17 protein-coding genes and 1 pseudogene are annotated in these 20,651 nt (G+C 68.8%); 10 read left to right on the top strand and 8 right to left on the bottom strand.

The annotated features are described in order from the left end of the window. Nucleotides 1-80 precede the first annotated feature (80 nt). Entirely contained in the window at nucleotides 81-875 is a 795-nt protein-coding gene (locus CS062_RS16695) for an enoyl-CoA hydratase-related protein (protein ID WP_099862730.1), read from the top strand. A 110-nt stretch (nucleotides 876-985) separates the two neighbouring features. Further along, nucleotides 986-2,518 (top strand): 3-hydroxyacyl-CoA dehydrogenase, encoded by a 1,533-nt coding sequence (locus tag CS062_RS16690; protein WP_099862719.1) that lies wholly within the window; start codon nucleotides 986-988, stop codon nucleotides 2,516-2,518. A 111-nt stretch (nucleotides 2,519-2,629) separates the two neighbouring features. Here CS062_RS16690 and CS062_RS16685 read toward each other — a convergent pair whose 3' ends face one another. Both CS062_RS16685 and pcaF read right to left on the bottom strand, forming a co-directional pair. After that, on the bottom strand, nucleotides 2,630-3,466 hold the full coding sequence (locus CS062_RS16685) for an IclR family transcriptional regulator domain-containing protein (RefSeq protein WP_099862718.1): 837 nt from the start codon (nucleotides 3,464-3,466) through the stop codon (nucleotides 2,630-2,632). Nucleotides 3,467-4,048: 582 nt separating this feature from the next. Further along, entirely contained in the window at nucleotides 4,049-5,248 is a 1,200-nt protein-coding gene (pcaF, locus tag CS062_RS16680) for a 3-oxoadipyl-CoA thiolase (protein ID WP_099862717.1), read from the bottom strand. A gap of 198 nt (nucleotides 5,249-5,446) precedes the next feature. On the opposite strand from pcaF, the gene CS062_RS16675 reads away from it, so the two are divergent. The 6 genes from CS062_RS16675 (at nucleotide 5,447) to CS062_RS16650 (ending at nucleotide 12,275) form a co-directional block, all read left to right on the top strand. Further along, entirely contained in the window at nucleotides 5,447-6,748 is a 1,302-nt protein-coding gene (locus CS062_RS16675) for an HD-GYP domain-containing protein (RefSeq protein ID WP_099862716.1), read from the top strand. A gap of 17 nt (nucleotides 6,749-6,765) precedes the next feature. Beyond that, nucleotides 6,766-8,907 (top strand): putative bifunctional diguanylate cyclase/phosphodiesterase, encoded by a 2,142-nt coding sequence (locus CS062_RS16670; protein WP_099862729.1) that lies wholly within the window; start codon nucleotides 6,766-6,768, stop codon nucleotides 8,905-8,907. Nucleotides 8,908-9,011: 104 nt separating this feature from the next. Next, a complete protein-coding gene (locus CS062_RS16665) occupies nucleotides 9,012-9,335 on the top strand; it encodes a DUF1840 domain-containing protein (RefSeq protein ID WP_099862728.1) in 324 nt (107 codons plus the stop codon). Then, nucleotides 9,336-10,013, top strand: coding sequence for a histidine phosphatase family protein (locus CS062_RS16660; protein WP_099862715.1), 678 nt, complete (start codon nucleotides 9,336-9,338; stop codon nucleotides 10,011-10,013). It abuts the gene before it with no gap. Between the two features lie 94 nt (nucleotides 10,014-10,107). Continuing rightward, on the top strand, nucleotides 10,108-11,184 hold the full coding sequence (locus CS062_RS16655) for a sterol desaturase family protein (RefSeq protein ID WP_099862714.1): 1,077 nt from the start codon (nucleotides 10,108-10,110) through the stop codon (nucleotides 11,182-11,184). A gap of 125 nt (nucleotides 11,185-11,309) precedes the next feature. Next, complete coding sequence (locus CS062_RS16650) at nucleotides 11,310-12,275, top strand: porin (RefSeq protein ID WP_099862713.1); 966 nt, start codon at nucleotides 11,310-11,312, stop codon at nucleotides 12,273-12,275. A 138-nt stretch (nucleotides 12,276-12,413) separates the two neighbouring features. Here the strand turns inward: CS062_RS16650 and ruvB are convergent, their stop codons facing one another. The 4 genes from ruvB to CS062_RS27300 form a co-directional block, all read right to left on the bottom strand. Then, nucleotides 12,414-13,478, bottom strand: a complete 1,065-nt coding sequence (gene ruvB, locus CS062_RS16645) for a Holliday junction branch migration DNA helicase RuvB (protein ID WP_091731215.1) — start codon at nucleotides 13,476-13,478, stop codon at nucleotides 12,414-12,416. A gap of 28 nt (nucleotides 13,479-13,506) precedes the next feature. Next, nucleotides 13,507-14,076, bottom strand: coding sequence for a Holliday junction branch migration protein RuvA (gene ruvA / locus CS062_RS16640; protein ID WP_091731218.1), 570 nt, complete (start codon nucleotides 14,074-14,076; stop codon nucleotides 13,507-13,509). A gap of 108 nt (nucleotides 14,077-14,184) precedes the next feature. Continuing rightward, entirely contained in the window at nucleotides 14,185-14,838 is a 654-nt protein-coding gene (locus CS062_RS16635) for a response regulator (RefSeq protein ID WP_099862712.1), read from the bottom strand. 239 nt (nucleotides 14,839-15,077) lie between these two features. Then, the gene (locus tag CS062_RS27300) at nucleotides 15,078-16,556 is read right to left on the bottom strand and encodes a sensor histidine kinase (RefSeq protein WP_303645160.1); all 1,479 of its coding nucleotides are present in this window, start codon (nucleotides 16,554-16,556) and stop codon (nucleotides 15,078-15,080) included. Nucleotides 16,557-16,648: 92 nt separating this feature from the next. Between CS062_RS27300 and CS062_RS16625 the strand changes: the two are divergent. Then, a pseudogene (locus tag CS062_RS16625) lies at nucleotides 16,649-17,596 on the top strand (PhoH family protein); the annotation flags it as partial. A 296-nt stretch (nucleotides 17,597-17,892) separates the two neighbouring features. Continuing rightward, nucleotides 17,893-18,441 carry an rRNA maturation RNase YbeY gene (gene ybeY / locus CS062_RS16620; RefSeq protein WP_099862711.1) on the top strand — a complete coding sequence of 183 codons (549 nt, stop codon included), beginning with the start codon at nucleotides 17,893-17,895 and terminating at the stop codon, nucleotides 18,439-18,441. A gap of 15 nt (nucleotides 18,442-18,456) precedes the next feature. On the opposite strand, the gene CS062_RS16615 is transcribed toward ybeY, so the two are convergent. Further along, nucleotides 18,457-19,551, bottom strand: coding sequence for a magnesium transporter CorA family protein (locus CS062_RS16615; protein ID WP_099862710.1), 1,095 nt, complete (start codon nucleotides 19,549-19,551; stop codon nucleotides 18,457-18,459). Nucleotides 19,552-19,582: 31 nt separating this feature from the next. Next, on the bottom strand, nucleotides 19,583-20,590 hold the full coding sequence (hemB, locus tag CS062_RS16610) for a porphobilinogen synthase (RefSeq protein WP_099862709.1): 1,008 nt from the start codon (nucleotides 20,588-20,590) through the stop codon (nucleotides 19,583-19,585). Nucleotides 20,591-20,651: the final 61 nt, after the last annotated feature.

Genomic DNA, 20,651 nt, shown 5'->3' with positions numbered 1-20,651 from the left:
AGGGGGGTATTTTCGACCGACCGGTCGGGCTGCGATACTCCGCCGATCACAACGGAGACTCGCACGTGGAAACCCTGCAGATGGCGACCGATGCGCGCGGCGTGACGCGCGTGACGATGAACCGGCCCGAGGTGTTCAACGCCTTCGACGAGGCCATGATCGCGGACCTCGATGCCGCCTTCGACCGCCTGGGCCGGGACCCGGCCGTGCGGATCATCGTGCTCGAGGGCGCCGGCAAGGCCTTCAGCGCCGGTGCCGACCTCCAATGGATGAAGCGCGCGTCGGAAGCGACGCAGGACTGGAACGTCGCGGACGCGCGCCGCTTCGCCGGCATGCTCGACCGCATCGCGCGCTGCCCCAAGCCGACGATCGCCAAGGTCCACGGCGTGGCGCTGGGCGGCGGCGTCGGCCTCACCCTCGCCTGCGACATCGCGGTCGCCGCGGCGGGCGCGCAGTTCGCGGTCAGCGAGGCCCGCTTCGGCATCCTGCCGTCGGTCATCGGTCCCTACGTGATCAATGCGGTCGGGCCGCGCGAGGCGCGCCGGCTTGCGCTCACCGCCAGCCGGATTCCCGCCGCCGAGGCGCTGCGCATCGGCTTGCTGCACGAGGTCGTGGAGAGCGACGCCGCTGGCGGGCTCGATGCGGCCGTCGAGCGCTGGGTCGCGGAACTGCTGATGAACGGGCCACAGGCACAGGCCGAGATCAAGGCGCTGTTCGCGCAACTCGAGGTGGGTCCGGTGGACGGCGAGGTCCGTGAACTGACCGCGCAGACGATCGCACGGGTGCGCATGGGTGCCGAAGCTCGGGAGGGCTTCGCGGCTTTCCTCGGCAAGCGGCCCGCGGCCTGGGTGCCGAAGGGCGACACGGCGTCCTGAGGCCCGCGTCGTCACCTGGTGCGCCATTGGCGCGCCACGCCCATGACGCCCGCGGGACTGACGCAAGGCGTTCCCGCGCACTAGATTCGAAGCAGATGACGGAGACAGCAATGACGGAATCGACGGGATCCTGGCGCGTTGCCACGCCACCGGCGGCGCAGGCGCCGGTGGCGGTGATCGGCGCCGGCGTGATGGGCGCGGGCATCGCGCAGGTGGCGGCTCAGGCCGGCCATCCGGTGCAACTGATGGACCTGCGCGAGGGCGCGGCCGCCGCCGCGATCGCGCAGATCGGCAAGGCACTGGATGGGCTGGTGGCCAAGGGCCGCCTGGAAGCGGCCGAGCGCGAGGCGGTGATGGGCCGGCTGTCCGCCGCCAGCGCGGTGGCCGAGCTGCGCGACGCGGCGCTGGTGATCGAGGTGATCGTCGAGAAGCTCGAGCCCAAGCAGGCGCTGCTGCGCGAGCTCGACGCGCTGCTGCCGGCCGATGCGCTGATCGCATCCAACACCTCGTCGATCAGCCTGACCGCGCTGGCCAACGGGATGACGAATCCGCGGCGGCTCGTCGGCATGCACTTCTTCAATCCGGTGCCGCTGATGAAGCTGGTCGAGGTCGTCTGGGGCGCCGAGACCGACCCGAGCGCGGCGCAGGCGATCGAGCAGCTCGCGCGCCGCTGGGGCAAGACGCCGGTGCATGCGAAGTCGACGCCCGGGTTCATCGTCAATCGCATCGCGCGGCCGTATTACGCCGAGACCCTCGCGTTGCTGCAGGAGCAGGCCGGCACGCCGGCCCAGCTCGATCGCGCGCTGCGCGGCGCCGGTTTCCGCATGGGCCCCTGCGAGCTGATGGACCTCATCGGCCACGACACCAATTACCTGGTGACGCAGTCCGTCTTCGAGGCGAACTACGGCGACAAGCGCTATCAGCCCTCACTGGTGCAGAAGGCGCTGGTGGACGGCGGGCGGCTGGGACGCAAGGTCGGCAAGGGCTTCTACGACGGAGTGCCGGCGGCGACCGTGTCGGTGACGGTCGGGGAGAGCGACGACGAGGCGGTCGGCGCCGTGACGCTGGTCGGGCGGGGTCCGCTGGTCGAGCGGCTCGGCCAGTGGCTGGGCACGCGGGGTCTGGTCTTCGCGCGGGATGAGTCGGCCGACTGGAACGGCGTCGCGGTCGAAGGCCTGCAACTGCACATCACGCGCGGCCGCTGCGCCGCGCAGCTTGCGCATGAGCGCCGCCAACTGGGACTCGCGGTGATCGACTGGCCGCTGGCACCGGACCGGATCGACGGGCTGGCCATGGCCTTCGCGCCGCGGGTGGACGCCGCGCCGCGCGCGCGGGCCGAAGCGCTGCTGCGCCGCCTCGGCTGGGAGCCGCTGGTGCTGCGCGATGTGCCGGGACTGGTCGTCGCGCGCACGATCGCGATGCTGGTCAACGAGGGCGCCGATGCCGTCTGGCAAGGCGTCTGCGACGAGGCCGGCGCGGACACCGCGATGAAGCTGGGCGTCAACTATCCGGCTGGCCCCTTCGAGTGGCTCGCACTGCTGGGCGCGGACACCGTCGTCGATGTGCTCGATGGCCTGTTCGACGCCTGCCGCAGCGAGCGCTATCGGGTCAGCCCGCTGCTGCGCCATCGCGTCTGGGCGTGAGCGCCCCGGTGCGACCGCGGATCGAGCCCGGCGATCGGGCATGAAAAAAGCGACCCGCGGGTCGCTTCTTCGTCGGAGGCGGTGCCTGGAACACCGCGCGGCGCGGTGGCCTCAGAGCAGCATGCGCAGGTGGGCTTGCGCCTGCAGCAGCGGGGGCAGGCAGTGCTCGACCATCTGCTCCATGCTCATGCGGGTGGCGTGGACGCTGATGGCCATCGCGGCGACGGTGTCGCCCTTGTAGTTCTTCAGCGGCACGGCCACCGAGCGCAGGCCTTGCTCCAGCTCCTGATCGATCAGCGCATAGCCCTGGGCGCGGGCGCGGGCGATCTCGATGCGCAGGCGCTCGGGATGGGTGATCGTGTGCGGGGTCAGCGCGCTCAGCTCCTGGCGAGCGATGAAGGCATCGACTTCCGCCTGCGGCTGCGCCGCCAGCAGCACACGGCCGTTGCCGGTGCAGTAGGCCGGCACGCGGGTGCCCGGTTGCAGGGTCGGTGAGACCACGCGGCCGGCACTCGTCGCCGAGATGCAGATCACATCGTTGCCATCGAGCACGCCGGCCGACGATGCTTCCTTCATCGCGTAGGCCAGCTTGTGCAGCTCGGGTTCGATGATGCGGGGCAGGCGCGCCGAGTGCATGTAGCTCTGGCCCAGGCGCAGCACCTTGGGGGTCAGCGCAAACATCTTGCGGTCCTGCGAGACGAAGCCCAGGTGGGTCAGCGTCAGCAGGTAGCGGCGGGCGGCGGCGCGCGTCAGGCCAGTGCGGCCGGCGACTTCGCTGATGGTCAGGCGGGGACGTTCCTGATCGAAGGCTTCGATCACGGCCAGGCCTTTTTCCAGACCGGCAACCAGGTCGCGTTTCAGCGGACCGGTGCGGACTTCAGCTTCGGGGGTGGGGACGACCGCCTGAAGGGCGGTCAATTCGTCGTCGTGAGCTCGAGCAGCGGACATGGTGGGGAGGTGGTCGTGCGTTTGACGCCCAAATCTGCTGGGCGTAAGCAGGTGATGTCCAAAACTATAGGGACAACCCTGTGAAGAATGTTTGCCAGGGCAATTGTTTTGTTCCGCTATTCGCACCTACATGCATTAATTTGGTGCATTGACTGCGCAGAACGCCCCACCGCTAGCGTCGGGCGGTGTGGTCGGGCGGTCAGCGGGAAAAAGGTGCGCGGAATCGCGATCGAAGCGTCGCTAAGCAAGCCGTCAATAGTCAGACATCATGCCTGTGGCGCTACGCCCTACATATATGAGCGGTATGCGCCATCAAACTCGGTCAGTATCCCACGCGATGTGCGATTGGCGCCTACGTGGTCCTACGGGCGCCCATGACTATTTCTTTATCGCCCCCAACTTTTGGATATGGGCGGATCGCCACACAACGGCGCTCTGGGAGGAAGGTCTGCACCAAAAAGAGGTCAGACAACCGCCCTATCGGAGGGAAATCGTCTGACTAATTGAAAACGGCCGCGCCGAACTGATCGGACGCGGCCGTTAACCGGCGCGAGACCCGCGCTCGGCGCGCGGGCGAGCAACTCAGACGCGCTCGACCACCACCGCGATGCCCTGGCCAACGCCGATGCACATCGTGCACAGCGCATACCGGCCGTTCGAGCGATGCAACTGGTTGATCGCCGTCATGACCAGCCGGGCGCCGCTGGCGCCGAGTGGGTGGCCCAGCGCGATCGCGCCCCCGTTGGGGTTGACCCGCGGATCGTCGTCGCGCAGGCCCAGGTCGCGCAGCACCGCCAGGCCCTGGGCGGCGAAGGCCTCGTTCAACTCGATCACGTCCATTTGCGCGAGCGTCAGCCCGACCTGCGCCAACACCTTGCGGGCCGCCGGCGCCGGGCCGATGCCCATGATGCGCGGCGCCACGCCCGCAGTCGCCATGCCCAGGACCCGCGCCCGCGGCGTGAGCCCATGCCGGGTGATCGCCGCCTCGCTGGCCATCAGCAACGCGCAGGCGCCGTCATTGACGCCCGACGCGTTACCAGCCGTCACGCTACCGTCCGGTCGGACGACGCCCTTCAGCCTCGCCAACGCTTCCAGACTGGTCTCGCGCGGGTGCTCGTCCTGACGCACGACCACCGGCTCGCCCTTCTTCTGGGGAATCGTGACCGGACAGATCTCCGCGTCGAAGAAACCGCTGCGCTGCGCTGCCAGCGCCTTCGTCTGGCTGGCCAGCGCCATGCGGTCCTGCGCCTCGCGCTCGATGCCGAAGTCGACGGCGACGTTCTCTGCGGTCTCCGGCATCGCGTCGACGCCGTACTGGGCCTTCATCTTCGGATTGATGAAGCGCCAGCCGATGGTCGTGTCGTAGATCGCGTTCGCCCGCGAGAAGGCGCTTTCCGCCTTGGGCATCACGAAGGGTGCGCGGCTCATGCTCTCGACGCCGCCGGCGATCAGCAGCTGCGCCTCGCCCGCGCGGATCGCCCGGGCCGCGGTGCCGACGGCATCCATCCCGGAGCCGCACAGGCGGTTCAGCGTCACCCCTGGCACGGCGATCGGCAGGCCGGCCAACAGCGCCGACATGCGCGCCACATTGCGGTTGTCCTCGCCCGCCTGGTTGGCGCATCCATAGAACACGTCATCGAGCGCTTCCCAATCCAGCGACGCGTGGCGGGTCATCAAGGCCTGGATCGGCACCGCCCCCAGGTCGTCCGCCCGGACCGTCGACAAGGCGCCGCCGTACCGCCCGAAAGGGGTGCGCTGCGCATCGCAAACAAAGGCATGCATGAAAGTCTCCTGAATATTTATGAGAATGCGGGTTGCGCGGGATCATAGAGGCCCTCCGGAAAAACCCGTGACAAGTTGCACGCTCACTCCGCGATCATGCGCGGCGCCGCGCGGGGGACGCGCTTTTCATTTAAGTTGTGGCCCTGGGCAGCCGAAGCTGCTGACGAAGGCGCCTGAACCGGGCGCGGAACTACAAGAATGAAGGACAGATCGGCCGATCCGCTCATCGATGTGAACCAGCTGAAAGTGGGGATGTTCATCCATCTCGACCTCGGCTGGATGTCACATCCCTTTCCGCTCAGCAGTTTCAAGCTGAGTTCGGAAGAGCAGCTGCTGATCCTGCGTCGACTGGGCTTGAAGCAGGTGCGCTGGAGCCCGGGCAAGAGCGACCTCCCGCTGGACGCCACGCCGATGCCGCCGCCGGCCGCCGCTCCGGCCGTAGCCGCCGAGCCGCCCCATGACGCCGAGGACGATGCGCGCGAGCGTCATCGCCGGCTGCTGGCCGAGCAGCGCGAGGCGCTGCTGCTGTGCGAGCGCCAGTACGCCGAGGCGGCCACCGCCCTGCGCGACCTGATCGACCTGGTGCCGCGCGAGCCGACCGACGCCCGCGACCGCTCCGCCGCGCTGTCCCGCGCGCTGCTGGACAAGATGCTGGTCGAGGGCGACATCAACATCCGCCTGCTCAACGAGGGCGCCGGCGACCGCGGCACCGCGCATGCGCTGAACGTCGCGGTGATCGCGATGCTGCTGGGCCGGGCCTTCGGCCTGGGGCGCGACGAGATGCTGGACCTGGGCCAGGGCGCGCTGCTGCACGACATCGGCAAGATGGAGCTGACGCCGCGCTTCCGCCATCGCGACGACAGCTTCACCGCCGCCGAGGTCGCGGCCTATCAGCAGCACGTCGCCAAGGGCGTGATGGTGGGCCAGAAGATGGGCGTCGGCGCCGGCCCGCTGCTGATCATTGCCCAGCACCATGAGCATGCCGACGGCAGCGGCTTCCCGCAGCGGCTGAACGCCGACCGCATGAGCATCGGCGCCCGCATCGTGGCGCTGGTCAACCGCTTCGACGGGCTGTGCAATCCGCTGCTCAGTTCCAAGGCGATGACGCCGCATGAGGCGCTCTCGCTGATGTTCGCGCAGGGGCGCAGCCGTTTCGACGCCACCATGCTCAACGCCTTCATCCGCATGATGGGCGTGTATCCGCCGGGCTCGGTGGTGCAGTTGACCGACGACCGCTACGCGCTGGTCGTGGCGGTGAATTCATCGCGGCCGCTCAAGCCCCGGGTCATGGTCCATGACGCCAAGGTGCCGCGCGAGGAAGCCCTGGTGCTGAACCTGGAAGAGCTGCCCGACCTTGGCATCCGCCGCAGCGTCAAGCCGCAGCAACTGCCGCGCGCGTCGCTGGATTACCTCAGCCCGCGCAGCCGCATCGCCTATTTCTTCGAGTCGGCCGGTCCGCTGTCCACACCGCCCTCGCCGCCCGGGGAGATGGCCGCGTGAACCTGCCTGCCCGGTCCGTGACGCCCGCGCCCGCGGCGTTCAACACCGCCTTCCTTCCCTTGATCGACGGATTGCAGGAAGCCGTGTGGCTGGTGGATGCCCGCACGCACTGCGTGGTCGCGGTGAACGCCGCGTCGCAGCAGTTGCTGGGCCTGCCGGCGAAGGACCTGGTCGGCGCGAGCGTCGAGTCGCTGGCGTCGACGCCGGAGGATGCGCTGTTCTGGATGGATGCCGCCATCGGTCGACGCGAGAGCCTGCACACCGACACGATGATGCGCCATGCCGATGGCCGCATGCTCTGGGTCTCGCGCCGCATCAGCCATGTGGCGCAGCCGCAGGGCGATGGACTGTGGCTGGTCGCCATGCGCGACCAGACGCAGCAGCGCCAGCATGACGAGGAGCGGGAGACGCTGCTCGCCGAACTGCGCGCGACGCTCGAATCGACCGCCGACGGCATCCTGGTGACCGACCTGGCCGGACGCATCCGCAGCTTCAACCAGCGGCTGGCGTCGCTGTGGGGCATTCCCGAGGACCTGCTCAACGATCGCAACGACGAGGCCGTGCAGGCCTGGATGCGCCGCAGCGTCGTCGACGGCGCGGCCTACGCGATGCGTCTGGGCGCGATCCAGGAATCGCCGCTGCTGCACACCAGCGACAACCTCAAGCTCATCGACGGCCGCGTGCTGGAGCGTGTGTCGCTGCCGCAGTGGAGCCGCGGTCGGCCGATCGGCCGCGTGTACTCCTTCCGTGACTTGAGCGAAAAGCTCGCCGCGCACCAGCGCATCGAGGAGCTGTCCCACAACGACATGCTCACCGGCCTGCCCAACCGACGTGCGCTGATGGAGCGCGTCGACTACGCGCAGGCCATGGCGCGGCGCGAGACGACGCCGTTCGCGCTGCTCAACGTCGATCTGGACCGCTTCAAGCAGATCAACGACACGCTGGGCCACTCCTATGGCGACCGCGTCCTCAAGGAAGTCGCGCTGCGTCTGAAGGAGTCGCTGCGAGAGGTCGACACGGTCGCCCGGCTGGACGGCGACGAGTTCGCGCTGCTGATCCACCAGGCCGATGCCCGAGGCGCGGAGCACGCGGCCCGTCGCGTGCAGGAGGCGATGTCGCGACCGTTCTGCTTCGACACCTTGAGCTTCACCGTCACCTGCAGCACGGGGATCGCGCTGTTCCCGGGCGACGGCGGCAGCGCCGAGGAACTGCTCGCCAGTGCCGAGCGCGCGATGCACTGGGTCAAGGAAAGCGGCCGCAGCGCGTTTCGCTTCCACCAGCCGCGCAAGGACGTGGACCTGCTGTCGCGCATGCGGCTGGACCACGCGATGCGCCAAGCCCTGCAGGAGCGCGAGTTCCGGCTGCACTTCCAGCCGCAGGTGTCGCTCGAGACTGGCGAGCTGATCGGCGCTGAAGCGCTGATCCGCTGGCGCGATCCGCTGCGCGGTGACGTGCCGCCGTCCGAGTTCATCCCGGTTGCCGAGGAGAGCGGCTTCATCGTCGCGATCGGCCAGTGGGTGCTGCAGCAGGCGGTGGCGCAGGCGGCGGCGTGGCTCAAGAAGGGCCTGCGCGTGCCGGTGGCGGTCAACGTGTCGGCGCTGCAGTTCCAGCAGACGCAGTTCGTCGAGCAGGTCGCCCAGGCCTTGCGCGCCTATGACCTGCCGCCGTCGCTGCTGGAGCTGGAGCTGACCGAATCCGTCCTGCTGCGCGACGCGGAGGAGGCGCTGCATCGCATGCAGGCGCTGTCGGAGCTCGGCGTGCTGATGGCGATCGACGACTTCGGCACCGGCTATTCCAGCCTCGGGTACCTCAAGCGCTTTCCGATCCAGCGCCTCAAGATCGACCGCAGCTTCGTCAAGGGACTGCCGGGCGACGCCAGCGACGCCGGCATCGTCAACGCGATCGTGCAGATGGGCCGCGCGCTGAACCTGCAGGTCATCGCCGAGGGCGTCGAGACCGACGCGCAGCGCGACTTCCTCGCCCGCTGCGGATGCCACGAGTACCAGGGCTTCCTGTGCGCGCCGGCGCTGGAGACGCGTGCCTTCGAAGAGCGCCATGCCCAGATCGCCGCGCAGGCCCAGGCCGGGCAGGCCGCTCGCGCGCAGACCGCGGCGCTGCGCCCGGCGCGCGCATCGGTGCACCTGCTGCGCGGCGCCTGACGCGGACCGCAGCGCTCGGGGCGGATCGGGAGACCTCTCCACTGGCCTTGCAGCCAGGACGGCACAATGCGCCGGTGGCCGCCGTCGACGGCCGGGAGACAAGCGTGCTGTACAAGTTCAAGTCGAAGGCGGGCGCCGACGTCATCATGCTGGCGGCCCATGGCGATCAGGCCCTGAAGGCGCTGGGACGCGATCCCGCGGCGCAGGGCATCTTCCAGGCGGCGGATCTGCCGGCGCTGATCGCGCGCGGCGAGGCGGCCATCGCCGAGGAGCAGCAGGCGCTGGACCGCGCCGCGGAGGAGGCGCAGGCCGAGGGCCGCAAGGCGCCGCCCAAGCCCGAGGTGATGCTGCGTCAGCGGCTGTGGCCGCTGCTCGAGTTGCTGCGCGCCGCGCGGTCCGCCGACACCGATGTGGTCTGGGGCGTCTGAGTGGACTCGACCCAGATCCTGGCCATCCGGCACGGCGAGACCGCATGGAACCGTGAAGGCCGCCTGCAAGGTCACCTCGACCTGCCGCTGAACGCGATGGGGATCCGCCAGGCCGAGCGGCTCGGTGCGGCGCTGGCCGACCATGCGATCGATGCGATCTACGCCAGCGACCTGTCGCGGGCCGCGGTGACCGCCCGGCATGTCGCGGCGCCGCACGGGCTGGAGGTTCGCCACGACACGCGCCTGCGCGAGCGCGCGTTCGGCGTCCATGAAGGCAAGCTCTGGACCGAGATCGAGGCCGCATTCCCCGAGGACGCGCTGCGCTGGCGCCGCCGCGATCCGGACTTCGAGCCGCCCGGTGGAGAAAGCCTGACCGCGCTCTACGCCCGCTGCATCGCCGTGGTGTCGGAGCTGGCCGCGGCGCATGCCGGGCAGACGATCGCCATCGTGGCGCACGGGGGCGTGATGGACTGCCTGTACCGTGCCGCGACCCGCATCGACCTGCGGGCACCGCGCAGCTGGGTCCTGGGCAACGCCAGCATCAACCGGCTGCTGCATTCGCCGGAGGGCTTCAGTCTGGTGGGCTGGAACGACGACCATCACCTGCACGGCCTGGCGCTGGACGATCCTGGCGTCCCCGGCTTCCTGCCCAACGCGCCGCAGGCGGCCAGGGCCTGACCCCGCGGATCGACGCCACCGGACGCTCGAGGCGCCGGACCGCGACCGCCGACATCGACAGAAGCGCCGCATCGAGCGCTCATCGAGGAGACACATGACCGACGCACAGATCATCGTGCTGGCCACGCCGGTGTTCTTCGCCCTGATCGGGCTTGAGTACTGGATCGGCGTGCGCCGCGGCCGCAACACCTACCGGCTCAACGATGCGATCAGCAGCATCGCGCTGGGCATGCTCAGCCAGGTGGTGGGCGTGCTGACCAAGCTCTTCACCCTCGGCATCTACACCTGGGTGTTCGAGCATGCGGCGCTGACGCGGCTGGAGGCCGGCGCCTGGTGGGTCTGGCTGGTGGGACTGCTGTTCTACGACTTCCTCTATTACTGGCATCACCGGCTCGGCCACACCACGGCGCTCCTGTGGGCGGCCCATGCGGTGCATCACCAGAGCGAGGACTACAACCTGTCCACCGCGCTGCGCCAGACCGGCAGTGGCTGGCTCGTCGGCTGGATCTTCTACATGCCGATGGCGATCCTGGGCTTCCCGCCACTGGTCTACGCCGTCGTCGCCCTGATCGATCTGCTGTACCAGTTCTGGGTGCACACCCAGCAGATCGGCAAGCTCGGCTGGTTCGATCGCTGGTTCTGCTCGCCGTCGAACCACCGCGTGCATCACGCCGTCAACGACCCCTATCTTGATCGCAACTACGGCGGAATCCTCGTGATCTGGGACCGTCTGTTCGGCAGCTTCCAGGAGGAACTGGACGGCGAACCCTGCGTCTATGGCACCCGCGACGCGCTGCGGAGCTGGAATCCGTGGACCGCCAACGTCCAGGTCTACGCCAGGCTGATCGGCAAGATGCGGCGCACACCGCGCTGGCGGGACAAATTGCGACTCTGGTGGGAACCGGCCCATTGGGAGCCCGGCGTCGGCGCCCGCATAGCGCCCGGTTACGACCCTCGGGCGCGGGCGCTCTTCGATCCGGCGATCGCGCCCTCGCACGCGTGGGCGGCGGCGGCGATGTTCCTGTTGATGCTCGCTGCGGTGGCGTTGTTCCTCTGGAACGCCCACCGGCTCGGGGCTGCGGGCCAACTCGCCGTGCTGGCGGGACTGCTCGGGGGCCAGGTGCTGATGGCCCGTCTGCTTACACCTTCGCCGCGTGGATCCCACCCCTAACGGGGAACTGTTGCAATTTCGCGTCGAGTGTTATGGGTGCGTGCAACGCACTTCTATACTCCGCACACCTTGCAGTACCGCCATTGAGCCAGACCGGCTGAAACCTCCAACTGATGAAGGTGGATATGAAGAAGATTGCAATCGCTGCGGCCATCGCGGCTCTCTCCGCACCGGTGTTCGCGCAAAGCTCCGTCACGCTCTGGGGCCGCATCAACACCTCCGTGGAAAGCATCAAGACCGGCAACCGCGACCGCGTTGCCTCGGTGATCAACAACAACTCCCGTCTGGGCTTCAAGGGCACGGAAGACCTGGGCAGCGGCCTGAAGGCCAGCTTCGCCCTGGAGCACGGCCTGAACTCGGATGACGGTCGCCAGACCGACGTCAACGCCAACGGCACGGCCCGCGCGTTCTGGAACCGCGAAGCCAGCGTGCAGCTGTCCGGCGACTTCGGCGCGGTCCGTCTGGGCCGTTGGACCCCGGGCTCCTACTACGCCACCGCCGACTACGTGTCGATGCACAACCACGACACCGGCACGTCGGAAGACAAGCTGTACTCGGGTGCCGGCTTCACGCAGACCAACAAGGTCGGCTACTTCACCCCGAACGTCAGCGGCTTCAACGCCGAGTTCGCGCTGCACGCCGGCGAAGGCGTCGATCCGCGCGGCTACGACGTGGCGCTGAACTACGACCAGGGCCCGCTGCACCTGGGCGCTGGCTACAGCAAGCAGGGCGACGCCAACCAGTGGGCCATCCGCGGCCTGTACGAACTGGGCGCCTTCACCTTCGGCGGCTACGCGCAGCGTGAAGACGACTCGCGCTCGCTGGGCAAGGACAAGCGCTGGATCGGCCGCGCTGCCGTGATGTACACGATGGGCCAGTCGGAATTCCACCTGAACGTCGGTGGCACCAAGGCCGGTGGCTCCTCGTTCAACAGCGGCCGCAACGGCGGCAAGCAGTACACGCTGGCCTACAACTACAACCTGAGCAAGCGCACCAAGCTGTACGCCTTCTACACCGCCGTGGACGCGACCACCGCGAACAAGGTCGACGACCTGAACTCGTTCGCTCTGGGCATTCGCCACAACTTCTGATCCTCGGATCAGGAACGACAAAGGCGCTCTTCGGAGCGCCTTTTTCATTGCTGCGTTGATAGGTGGCCGGCGCGGGCGAGTCGACTGAGCCAACGCCGGGTCAGCCGGCCCGAAGTCGCGTGGCGCGCCACGCGCGGCTCACTCGAGGTCGAACAGCTGCCCCGCCTGCTTCGGCGGCGCCACCCCGAGGTGGCGGTAGGCCGCCAGCGTGGCAATCCGTCCCCGGGGCGTGCGCTGCAGGAAGCCTTGCTGGATCAGGTAGGGCTCGATGACGTCCTCGATGGTGCCCGGCTCCTCGCCGATGGCGGCGGCGACGTTGTCCAGTCCCACCGGGCCGCCGTCGAAGCGGTGCACCACCGCTTCCAGCAGCTTGCGGTCCATCAGGTCGAAGCCGAGCGGATCGACGTCCAGCATCGCCAGCGCCTTCTCCGCGATCGTGCGGGTGATGGTGCCGTCGCTCTTGACCTCGGCATAGTCGCGCACACGGCGCAGCAGCCGGTTGGCGATGCGCGGCGTGCCGCGTGAGCGCCGCGCCACCTCGAGCGCGCCGGCCGGCTCGATCGCCGCGCCCAGCAGCGAGGCCGAGCGCGTCACGATGCGCTGCAACTCGTCCGCCGTGTAGAACTCGAGCCGCGCCACGATGCCGAAGCGGTCACGCAGCGGGTTGGTCAGCATGCCGGCGCGCGTTGTCGCGCCGACCAGCGTGAACGGCTGCAGGTCCAGCTTGATCGAGCGGGCCGCCGGGCCCTCGCCGATCATGATGTCGATCTGATAGTCCTCCAGCGCCGGATACAGGATTTCCTCGACGACCGGCGACAGCCGGTGGATCTCGTCGATGAACAGCACATCGTTGCGCTCGAGGTTGGTCAGGATGGCCGCCAGGTCCTTGGGCTTCTCCAGCACCGGGCCGCTGGTCTGGCGCAGGTTCACGCCCAGCTCGGCGGCGACGATGTGGCTCAGCGTCGTCTTGCCCAGGCCGGGCGGTCCGAACAGCAGCACATGGTCGAGCGCCTCGCGGCGCTTCTTGGCGGCGCCGATGAAGATCTCCAGCTGCTCGCGCGCCTTGGCCTGGCCGACGTATTCATCGAGCAGCTTCGGCCGCAGCGCGCGTTCGATCGCGTCCTCGTTGGGCGAAGCCGGATGCGCGCTGATCAGACGAGCCTGCTGCGGCGCGGGGGTGAAGTCGTCGGTCTGGATGCTCATGGCAGAGGGCGGGGCAGCGGGGAGCCGATCATGACAGGTGCTTCATCGCCAGCTTGATGCCGTCGCTGACGCCGACGTCCGCCGGCAGCGTCTTGAGCGCGGCGCCGGCTTCCTTCTCGCTGTAGCCCAGGGCCACCAGCGCCTGCAGGATGTCCGCCTGCGCGTCGTTGGCGATGGCCACCGGCTGCGACAGGTCGGGGCTGAGCTTGCCCTTGAGTTCCAGCAGCAGCCGCTCGGCCGTCTTCTTGCCGATGCCCGGCACCTTCACCAGGCGTCCGGCCTCCTGGCGCGACACCGCCTGCGCCAGATCGCCCACCGACATGCCCGACAGCAGCGACAACGCCATCTTCGGACCCACGCCGCTGATCTTGATCAGCAGCCGGAAGGTGGCGCGCTCCTCGGCGGTCAGGAAGCCGAACAGCACATGGGCGTCTTCGCGGATGCTGAGGTGCGTCAACAGCGTGGCGCGCTCGCCCAGGTTCGGCAGGTTGAAGAAGGTGCTCATCGGCACGTCGACTTCATAGCCGACGCCTTGCACGTCGATGAGAACCTGCGGGGGCGACTTTTCCGCGATGACGCCGGTGAGCTTGCCGATCATGGGCGCGGATTATCCGCGTTCGGCGGCGGTCGGCGGGTATTTTGCTGGATGTTTGTCCAGTATTTTCCCGAGGCCGACCTCACCCGGCCGGCGCCGTCGGCGCTGCGCTCAGTTGCGGCCGAACAGGCCCAGCCGCTGCGCTTCCAGCGCGGCCTCGGCACGCGAACTCACGTTCAGCTTGCGGTAGATCTGCTTGACGTAATCCGCGATCGTGTGGCGCGACAGGCCTAGCTGCACGCCGATCTCGGGCAGGGTGAAGCCCTTGGCGACGCGCAGCAGCACCTCGGTTTCGCGGTCGGTCAGCGAGACCTCGTGCAAGACCTGCGCCGCCTGCGGCCGACGCTGCGAGGTGAAGTAGGCGATGACCTTGCGCGCGATCGACGGCGACAGCGGCGGCTCGCCCTGGCTGATGCGCTGCAGCTGCTCGACCAGCAGCTCGCGCGACTGTTCCTTGAGCAGGTAGCCGAAGGCACCGGCCTGCAGCGCGGGGAAGAGGTGCTCGTCGTCGTCGTGGATGGTGACGATGACCGACTGGACCTCCGGCTGCTTCTCCCGCAGCGCCGAGATCACGTCGACGCCGGAGCCGTCGGGCAGGCCCAGGTCCAGCAGCGCCAGGGTGAATCGCTGGGTGTTGACCTGCTGCAGCGCGTCCTGCACCCGCGAGCATTCGGTGACCACCGCGTTGGCGAAGACCTGTTTCACCAGGACCTTGAGCCAGGCGCGGATTTCGGGAATGTCTTCGAGCAGCAGGATGTGGTTCATGGCGCGGGATTCTTGCTCAGGAATGAAGCCCCGGCAGCCGGCCTGGCGGGTGTTTGCAACGGTACGGCTTTCTCGGCGAGCTGACCATCCTGATCGACGCGGGAGTGTGGCGTCGTCGGCAATGGATCACGCCCGAGGCGGCCTTGCGGCGAGCCGCGGCGGGATGTCGACCGGCGTGCGGACCGGTTTTGGCTCGATGGGCACGGGCCCGGCGCCTCGGCGGCCGCCGCCGGCGATCGTCAAAGCGGGATGGTCAGCCGGATCACCGTGCCCCAGCCGGGGCCCGACTCGACCAGGCACTGGCCATGCATCTGCTTGGCGCGCGCCTTCATGCTGGCCATGCCGTGTCCCTTGTCCAGGCGACCTTCCAACTCGAGCGGGATGCCCTGGCCGTTGTCCTGGATGACGACCGAGAAGTAGCCGTCCTGGGCCGAGCAGCTGATCACGCAATGCGTCGCGCCGCTGTGCTTGATGATGTTGCTGACCGACTCGCGCAGAATGCGCGTCGTCTGCACGTAGGCGCGCGCCGGGAAGGTGTGCTCGATGTCTTCGGCCGGCGATTTCCATTCCGCCAGGATGTTGGCCTGGGCCAGCCGGGACACCACCTCGGCGCGCCAGTCGCCGAGCGCGTCCAGCAGCTGGACCGGCTTGCCGGTCAGGCCGCGCACCGACAGCCGCATTTCCTCGAGCGCCTCGCGCGCCAGCGTCGAGATGCGGTCCGACTCGCTGGTGTGGACGATGGTCAGCAGCTTGGCGCCGAGGTCGTCGTGCAGGTCGGCGGCGATGCGCTTGCGCTCGCGCTCGGTGACCTGCTCCAGCTTGGCCTCGGCGACCTGATCGAAGTGGCGCTCCAGTTCTGCGATGCGCTCCTGCAAGCGCAGTTCCCCCTGCAGCACGGCAAGCTCCGACTGCGTCAGCGCCCGGGCGAACTCGCGCACGCGGTGCAGGCCCAGGCCCAGCAGCGACAGCGGGCCGAGGATGCCGGGCAGTCCGCTGCCCGGCAGGAACCAGGCCGACAGAACGGCCAGAGCGCCGAAGCCGATCAGCACACAGCTCAGGACGAAGTCGAAGCGGGGATAGCGCTCCTCGAGCGTCGGCAGGAACATGTCCTGCCACAGCTGCCAGAGATGCCAACCCATGGACACCAGCAGTTGCGCGCCCAGCCACCACAGCGCGAAGCCGGCCACGCGCGAGGCCGGCACCGGCAGCAGCAAGGCGGCCGGGAACATCAGCGCCTGGGCCAGCAGCAGGCGATGCAGGCGCCGGTCGCGCCGCCGCATGCGACGCATCAGGTAGTGAACCGCGCACCAGAGCAGCCACGGCGCCAGGACCACCGCGATCGCCGTCTGCCAGGACGACAGCGGCGACAGGCCGACCATGACCACCCAGCCCGGCATCAGCGCCAGCAGCCAGGCGATGTGACGCTGGGCGCGGCGCTGCCAGATCAGCAGGCCCAGGGCGAAGGCCATCAGCACCAGCGCCGACTGCAGGCCATAGGCCAGTTGCGGCGCGAGCTTGCTCCACAGCGTCGCGAAGGGCCAGGCGGAGAGGCCCTCGGCGTTGGCGGCCGCCGCGCCCGCCACTTGCGCAAGGCAGACGGGCACCGCCAAGGTCAAGGCGGCTGCGGTGCCGGCCGCGAATTGCCTGGCGGCTCCCGGCGCCGACGCGGCGCTGTTGCGGCCGGTGGCGTCCCCTTGTTGTTCTGTGGTCCGGTGCATGGGGCGCGATTGTGCAGGCGCGGCACGCGCGTGGCGCATCGACGCGCGACAATACCGCCCTCAACCCCCCTGAATACGGAGCTTCCTCCGCCTTGAACCTGCGCCACGCCTTCACCCCCGCCGACAACCGGCGTCTGTCGCACCTGTGCGGCCCGCTGGACGAGCATCTCCGCCAGATCGAGGCGGCCCTGTCCGTGCGGATCACCCATCGTGCCGAGCACTTCAACATCGAGGGCGAACGCGTCGCGGCGCAGCGCACGCTGGCCTTGATGGAGTCGCTCTACGCCCGGGCCGATCGGGCCATTCCCGGCGAGACGCTGCGGCTGGCGATCGTCGAGGCGGCCAACGACGTGAGCGCGCCGGCCCGGTCCGGTGGCGCCGCCCCCGACGACGAGGACAACGTCGTGCTGCGCACGCGCCGCGCCGATCTGGCCGGACGCACGCCCAACCAGCATCACTACCTGCGCCGGATCCTGTCGCACGACATCAGTTTCGGCATCGGCCCGGCGGGCACCGGCAAGACCTTCCTCGCGGTGGCTTGCGCGGTGGATGCGCTGGAGCGCTCGACGGTGCAGCGCATCATCCTGACGCGTCCGGCCGTGGAGGCCGGCGAGCGGCTGGGCTTCCTGCCCGGTGACCTGACCCAGAAGGTCGATCCCTACCTGCGCCCGCTGTACGACGCGCTTTATGACCTGATGGGTTTCGACCGCGTGACCAAGGCCTTCGAGAAGGGCCAGCTCGAGATCGCGCCGCTGGCCTTCATGCGGGGACGCACGCTGAATCACGCGTTCGTCATCCTCGACGAGGCGCAGAACACCACGCCTGAGCAGATGAAGATGTTCCTGACCCGCATCGGTTTCGGCAGCAAGTGCGTGGTGACGGGCGACACCAGCCAGATCGACCTGCCGCGTGGCATGCACAGCGGACTGGTCGATGCCGAGCAGGTGCTGGACGGCGTGGATGGCATCGCGGTCACGCGCTTCAACCGGACCGACGTCGTGCGGCATCCGCTGGTGGCACGCATCGTCCAGGCGTACGAGGACCGGGACGAGGAACAGGCCCGCGAGGAAGCGCGTGCGCAGCAGGCGCGCGAGGCCGAGTTCGCCATGGAGCGCGAGGAGCGCCGCCTGCGCGCCATCCAACTGCGCGAGGCCTCGGCCCGCTTCGACGACGAACCCGCGCCAGCGCCCGCGAAGCCTGCTGCGAAGAAGCCGGCCGCAAAGAAGCCGGCGGCAAAGCAGTCGGTCGCCAGGAAGGCCGTCGCCAAGGCGCCTGCGGTGAAGAAGCCGGCCATCAAGAAGCCCGCGGCGAAGCCGGCTCGCAAGGGAGTCGCCCGATGAGTCGTCCCGAACTGAGTCTGTCGCTGCAATTCGCCGACCCGCGGCACAAGGCGCTGCTGCCGCGGCACAAGGTGGTCCGATGGATGCGCGCGGCGCTGGAACTGCCGGGCGAGATCACCGTCCGGATCGTCGATGCGGAGGAGGGGCAGTCGCTCAATCGCGAGTACCGTTCGAAGGACTACGCGACCAACGTGCTGACCTTCGACTACACCCATGAGCCGGTCGTGGCGGCGGATCTGGTCATCTGCGCCGAGGTCGTCGAGCGCGAAGCGAAGGAGATGGGCCTGGACCTGGTCGCGCATTACGCGCACATGCTGGTCCACGGCACGCTGCACGCGCAGGGCTATGACCACGAGGAGGACGACGAGGCCGAATGCATGGAGGCGCGCGAGACCGAGGTGATGCTCGGACTGGGTTTCGCGGACCCGTACGCTGCCGCGAAATCGTCCACCCGCCCGGGCGAAAAGCCGGTGGCCGGCAAGGCAGCGAAGAAGACTGCGAAAACGTCGAAAGCGGCGAAAGCGGCGAAAGCGGCGAAGCGCTGAGGCCTCGCCGCGGCTTCACTGCTGCGAGCCGAGATAGCGCTTGCGCCAGAAGAAGGCGCCGAGTGCCAGCGCGGTGACCACCATCACGCCGACCGCGATCCAGAAGCCGGTGGCGGCATGGATCAGCGGCAGGTTGTCGAAATTCATGCCGAAGATGCCGGTGATCAGGTTCAGCGGCAGGAAGATGGCCGTGAGCACCGTCAGCGTCCGCATGATGTTGTTGGTGCGTTCGCCGGTGAGCGAGAAGTGCATCTGCACCGAGGTTTCCGCGGACGTCTCCAGCCGCCGGACATGGGTCAGCACCCGCTCGACATGCTCGAGCACGTCCCGCGAGCGCACCCGCAGCAACTCCCGCTCGCGCTCCGCGCGGGCGTCGCCGACCGGCCACTCGCCCAGCGCGTCGATCCACTCCTGCACCGCGCTGCGCTGGTCCTCGCAGAGGTCCTCCAGCCGCGAGAGCGTGTCCCGCGCATGCAGGACCACGGACCAGTCGCGGAAGTGGCCGCGGCGGTCCAGCAGCAGGCCCTGCAGCGTCGTCAGCTGGCGGGTCAGCAGCCGGCGCAGGTCCAGGTAGCTGTCCACCATGTGGTTGACCATCCGCAGCATCAGCTCGGCCGGGCTGGTCGGCAGCCGCGTGCTGCCGCGGAGATCGCGGCCTTCCTGCTGCGCGCCGAGCTTGCCGGCGAAGTAGTCGCGCAACGAGCACTCGCCCGGATGCACGGTGATCAGGACGCGGTCGAACACGGCGAAACCGACGGGGCTGGTGTCGATCGCCTTCAGCGCTTCGTTGACGCCCGCGGCGTTGCGGGGCTCGTCATCGGCCAGGTACTGCTGGCTGCCCGGCATCGTCGCCAGCCGGCGGAAGACCATCAGGTCGTACCAGCTGGTGTAGTCGAAGTGCGAGGGCAGCTGCGGGTTCATGAGGTCCGAGACATGCAGGTCGAGCAGTTGCGCGCCCGTCCAGCGCGCCAGCCGCTGCTGCAGCGCGCCGAGTTGCAGTTCGAACTCGCGCCGCGGCAGGCCGATCCACAGGAAGCCCTCCGCGGGCAGGTCCTCGGGCAGCGCAGCGAGTTCCTCGTAGACCGCGTCGCTGAGATGGAAGATGCGCATGCGCTGGCCGGGCAGTCCGCGTGCCGCGGGATCAGGCACCGGCGCGCAGCAGGCGCGCCGCGTCCATCGCGAAGTAGGTCAGGATGCCGTCGGCACCGGCGCGCTTGAAGGCCAGCAGCGCCTCGAGCATCACCGCGTCGTGGTCCAGCCAGCCATTGGCGGCGGCGGCCTTGATCATGGCGTACTCGCCGCTGACCTGATAGGCGAAGGTCGGCACTCGGAACTCCTGCTTCACCAGGCGCACGATGTCCAGGTAAGGCATGCCAGGCTTGACCATCACCATGTCGGCGCCCTCGGCCAAGTCCAGGCCGACCTCGCGCAGCGCCTCGTCGCTGTTGCCCGGGTCCATCTGGTAGGTCTTCTTGTCCGCCTTGCCGAGGTTGGTGCGCGAGCCCACCGCGTCGCGGAACGGACCGTAGAAGGCGCTGGCGTACTTGGCGCTGTAGGCCATGATCCGCGTGTGGATGTGGTCGTCGGCCTCCAGCGCGGCGCGGATCGCGCCGATGCGGCCGTCCATCATGTCGCTGGGCGCGACGATGTCCACGCCCGCGCGTGCCTGGACCAGCGCCTGCGCCTTGAGCAGTTCCACCGTGCGGTCGTTCAGGATGTAGCCCTGTTCGTCCAGGACGCCGTCCTGCCCATGGCTGGTGTAGGGGTCGAGCGCGACGTCGGTCAGCACGCCCAGGCCGGGAACCCGCTCCTTCAGGGCCCGCACGACACGCGGGATCAGGCCGTCGGGATTGGTCGCCTCGATGCCGTCAGGCGTCTTCAGCGCCGGATCGATCGCCGGGAACAGCGCCATCACCGGGATGCCCAGCTCGACGCACTCCTCGGCGACGGGGATCAGCCGGTCCAGGCTGAGGCGGGAGACGCCGGGCATCGAGGCGATCGGCTCGACGCGGTTTTCGCCCTCATGGACGAAGACCGGAAAGATCAAGTCGCTGGCGTGCAGGTGGTGTTCGCGGACCAGCGCCCGGGTGTAGGCATCGCGACGCAGGCGACGGGGGCGGCTGGCGGGATAGGGGGCGGGAAGTTGCATGGTTTCCGAGAAATACCACCGGGTTGGGGGGCGCTAGGGGAAAGCCGAGATTTCGAAATTC

Source organism: Roseateles chitinivorans (assembly GCF_002761755.1).
Lineage (GTDB): Bacteria > Pseudomonadota > Gammaproteobacteria > Burkholderiales > Burkholderiaceae_C > Roseateles > Roseateles chitinivorans.
The sequence above is the reverse complement of the archived record's forward strand: the minus strand, read 5'-3'. Positions and strand labels throughout refer to the sequence as shown.